This is a genomic window from Pseudomonas sp. EGD-AK9, assembly GCF_000465935.2.
Lineage (GTDB): Bacteria > Pseudomonadota > Gammaproteobacteria > Pseudomonadales > Pseudomonadaceae > Aquipseudomonas.
In genome coordinates, this window is record NZ_AVOF01000793.1 from 1 (window position 1) to 770 (window position 770).

The following is a 770-nucleotide window of genomic DNA, read 5'->3' on the forward strand; positions in this document are numbered from 1 at the left end:
ACCGCGGCCAGGCCAGCGCCGCCGCTCATCAGGTCGCCGGCCGGCAGGTTGATCAGCACCAAGGGCAGGCCGGCACGCGCCAGCGCCTCCTGCAGGGCGATGGCCGGCAGCTCGTAGGGAAACTGGATCTCCACGCCGTCGAAACCGGCCGCCGCGGCCGCCTGGATRGANSMSTDMNASSGDAKSTRANGDAKGCDSATNSTRCNDANAGRCTTTRASCCTNDATCTNTRYNDAACGCTCGCGCAGCGGCAGCTCGGTGAACAGCAGCGACAGGTTGGCGGCGATCTTCATGCCTCGCTCCCGCGCAGCAGCTCGACCAGAGTGGCCGGGTCGCGCTGCAGATTGCCCTGGCGGCCATGCAGGCGCATCAGCTGCGCCGCCAGGCCGCTCATCGGCGTGGCGCTGCCCTGCTCGCGCGACAGCTTGACCGCGGTGTCGAGGTCCTTGAGCAGGGTGCGCACGTGCCACTTGACCGGCTCGAAGCGGCTCTCGGCCATCTGCGGGGCGAGGATCTGCAGCGGCTTGGAGTCGGCGAAACCGCCGGCCAGCGCCGGCGCGATCAGGCTGGCGTCGACCCCGGCCTTCTCCGCCAGGGCCACCACCTCGGCGATCACCAGGGCGTTGCAGGCGACGATCATCTGGTTGCACACCTTGGTCACCTGGCCGGCGCCCACCTCGCCCATGCGCGTCAGGCGCTGGCCCAGGTGGGCGAGAATCGGCCGCACCCGCTCCACATCCTCCTCGCGGCCGCCGGCCATGATCGCCAGGG

Annotated in this window: 1 protein-coding gene and 1 pseudogene; both read right to left on the reverse strand. The window is 70.3% G+C overall.

The window, feature by feature from the left end; translation table 11 throughout:
- A pseudogene (locus N878_RS29730) lies at positions 1-200 on the reverse strand (hypothetical protein); the annotation flags it as partial.
- An 88-nt stretch (positions 201-288) separates the two neighbouring features.
- The coding region (locus tag N878_RS23945; RefSeq protein ID WP_021446017.1) for an NAD(P)-dependent oxidoreductase at positions 289-770 on the reverse strand (482 nt) is incomplete at its 5' end.